Genomic DNA, 2,830 nt, shown 5'->3' on the forward strand with positions numbered 1-2,830 from the left:
CTGGCCACGGCGCTGGCGGCGCTGGCCAACAAGCGCCTGGTGCTGGTCGACACCGCCGGCATGAGCCAGCGCGACCTGCGCCTGGGCGAGGCGCTGGCCAGCCTGCGCCGCGACGGCCTGCGCTGCTACCTCACGCTGGCCAGCAACGCCCACGAGACCATGCTCGACGAAACCATCGCCGCCTTCGGCACGCTGCCGCTGGCGGGCTGCGTGCTGACCAAGCTCGACGAATGCCCGAGCCTGGGCGGCACGCTGTCGGCGCTGATCCGCCACCGTCTGCCGATCGCCTGCGTGACCGACGGCCAGCGCGTGCCGGAGGACCTGCGCCCGGCGCGGGCGCGCGATTTGGTCAGTCTGGCCGCCCAGCGCGTGCAGGCGCGCGCCGGGCACAGGGCCGCCGCGGCGCCGGCCAGCTCCCGTCCGTCGGTGGCCGCCCATGCTTGAGGCTGCCGTCGATCAGGCGCACGGCCTGCGCGGTCTGCAGGCGCCCCGGCCGGTGCAGGTGATCGCCGTCACCGGCGGCAAGGGCGGCGTCGGCAAGACCAACGTGTCGGTCAATCTCGGCGTCGCGCTGGCCCAGCGCGGGCGCTCCGTGATGCTGCTGGACGCCGACCTGGGTCTGGCCAACGTGGACGTGCTGCTGGGCCTCAAGCCGCGCTTCACGCTCGAACACGTCCTGGCCGGCGAGCGCGAGCTCGACGAAATCATCGTCGACGGGCCGGCCGGGCTGCGCATCGTGCCGGCCGCTTCCGGCGTGGTCGGCATGGCCGACCTGGCGCCGGCCGTGTACGGCGGCCTGATACGCGCCTTCGGGCAGCTCGCCGTGGACCTCGACGTGCTGCTGGTGGATACCGCCGCCGGCGTGTCCGAGGCGGTGCTGAGCTTCGCTCGCGCCGCGCAGGAGGTGCTGGTGGTGGTATGCGACGAGCCGGCCTCGCTGGCCGACGCCTATGCGCTCATCAAGCTGCTCAGTACCCGCCACGGCGTCGGCCGGTTTCGCGTGCTCAGCAACCAGGTGCGCCGCTCGCGCGACGGGCGCGAGCTGTTCGGCAAGCTGCTGTCGGTGTGCGACCAGTACCTCGACGTGGTGCTGGAGTTCGCCGGCACGGTGCCGCTCGACGACTACCTGCGCCGTGCCGTGCAGGCGCGCCAGCCGCTGGTCGAAGCCTACCCGCGCAGCCCGGCGGCGTATGCGCTGCGCCAGCTGGCCGAGCAGGTGGAACGCTGGCCGCGCGCGCGCGGCGCCCGTGGTCACGTGGAGTTTTTCTTCGAGCGCATGGTGCAGCCGGCCCCGGCTGCGGTGGGAGGTTCGGCATGAACGCAGTGCTTGCATACCAGAACGCCGCCCGCCCCGCGGTATCGGCGCAGGAGGTCGAGCGGCTGGTGCACGCGCACGCGCCGCTGGTCAAGCGCATCGCCTACCACCTGCTGGCGCGGTTGCCGGCCAGCGTGCAGGTGGACGACCTGATCCAGGCCGGCATGATCGGCCTGATGGAGGCCGCCCGGCGGTTCGACGACACCCAGGGCGCGAGTTTCGAGACCTACGCCGGCATTCGCATCCGCGGCACCATGCTCGACGAGCTGCGCCGCGGCGGCTGGCTGCCGCGGGCGGCGCTGCGCAAGCTGCGTCAGCTCACCGAGGCCACGCGCGCCGCCGAGCGGGAACTGGGCGGCGAGGCGCCGGCCGAGGCCATCGCCCGTCAGCTCGGCATGGACCTCGACAGCTATTACACGCTGGCGCGCGAGGCGTCCGAATTCGGCGTGGTGCGCTTCGCCGATCTGGGCAACGATGACGACGAGCCGTGGGAAAACGGCATCGCCGACGCCGCCCCCGGCCCGGCGGCGCGGGTGGAGGAGGCGGACCTGCGCGCGCGCATCGCCGACGCCGTCGACCTGCTGCCCGAGCGTGAAAAACTGGTCATGTCGCTCTACTACGAGCAGGAGCTGAACCTGCGCGAGATCGGCGAGGTGCTCGGCGTGAGCGAGTCGCGCGTGTGCCAGATCCACGGCCAGGCGCTGCTGCGCCTGCGCGCGCGCCTGAACGGCTGACGGTCCGCGCCGGGCATGGACATCCTGAGCTTCGCCGGCATCGTCGTCTCGTTCATCGCCATCTTGGGCGGCAACGCACTCGAAGGCGGTCACATCGGTTCGCTGCTGCAGCTGACCGCGTTATTGATCGTTGCTGGCGGCACCATCGGCGCGGTGTTGGTACAGACGCCATTGCCCACGTTCCTGCGCGCCATGAAGATGGTCGGCTGGGTGTTCATGCCGCCCCGCCTCGACTTCAAGGCCGCCATCGAGCGCATGGTCGAATGGGGCAACGTCGCCCGCCGCGAGGGCCTGCTGGGCCTGGAGCCGATGTCGGAGTCCGAAAGCGACCCGTTCGTCAAAAAAGGCCTGCAGTTGCTGGTCGACGGCAGCGAGCCGGACACCATCCGCGGCGTGCTGGAGGTGGAACTGTCGGCCGCCGAGCATCAGGAAACTGCCGCCGCCAAGGTATTCGAGGGCATGGGTGGCTACGCGCCGACCATCGGCATCCTGGGCGCGGTGATGGGCCTCATCCACGTGATGGAGAACCTGTCCGACCCGAGCAAGCTCGGCGGCGGCATCGCCGTCGCCTTCGTGGCCACCATCTATGGCGTGGGGATGGCCAATCTGTTTTTTTTGCCGGTGGCCAACAAGCTCAAGGGTCTGGTGCACCACCGCAGCCAGTTCAAGGAACTGACCATCGAGGGCCTGGCGGCGATCGCCGCCGGCGAGAACCCGCGCAACATCGAAATGAAACTGCACGGCTACCTGCACTGAGAGCTTGTGAATTTTTCAAGCTCTC

The 2,830-nt window shown here is 70.5% G+C and carries 3 protein-coding genes and 1 pseudogene; all 4 read left to right on the top strand.

What is annotated here, in order from left to right:
- Positions 1-444: pseudogene (locus PHC73_RS13380) on the top strand (flagellar biosynthesis protein FlhF); the annotation flags it as partial.
- Positions 437-1,318, top strand: coding sequence for a MinD/ParA family protein (locus PHC73_RS13385; RefSeq protein WP_366949891.1), 882 nt, complete (start codon positions 437-439; stop codon positions 1,316-1,318). The pseudogene PHC73_RS13380 and the gene PHC73_RS13385, both read left to right, overlap by 8 nt.
- The gene (locus PHC73_RS13390; RefSeq protein ID WP_300129252.1) at positions 1,315-2,049 is read left to right on the top strand and encodes an RNA polymerase sigma factor FliA; all 735 of its coding nucleotides are present in this window, start codon (positions 1,315-1,317) and stop codon (positions 2,047-2,049) included. The genes PHC73_RS13385 and PHC73_RS13390 overlap by 4 nt, the downstream gene beginning before the upstream one ends.
- A gap of 15 nt (positions 2,050-2,064) precedes the next feature.
- The gene (locus tag PHC73_RS13395; protein WP_300129253.1) at positions 2,065-2,805 is read left to right on the top strand and encodes a flagellar motor protein; all 741 of its coding nucleotides are present in this window, start codon (positions 2,065-2,067) and stop codon (positions 2,803-2,805) included.
- Positions 2,806-2,830 lie beyond the last annotated feature (25 nt).

The sequence above is a fragment of the Immundisolibacter sp. genome, assembly GCF_028696615.1.
Classification (GTDB): Bacteria; Pseudomonadota; Gammaproteobacteria; order Immundisolibacterales; family Immundisolibacteraceae; genus Immundisolibacter.

Excerpts from the sequence above, each read along its gene's own strand:
- PHC73_RS13385 (WP_366949891.1), top strand. The coding sequence starts at position 437 with ATGCTTGAGGCTGCCGTCGATCAGGCGCACGGCCTGCGCGGTCTGCAG.
- PHC73_RS13390 (WP_300129252.1), top strand. The coding sequence starts at position 1,315 with ATGAACGCAGTGCTTGCATACCAGAACGCCGCCCGCCCCGCGGTATCG.
- PHC73_RS13395 (WP_300129253.1), top strand. The coding sequence starts at position 2,065 with ATGGACATCCTGAGCTTCGCCGGCATCGTCGTCTCGTTCATCGCCATC.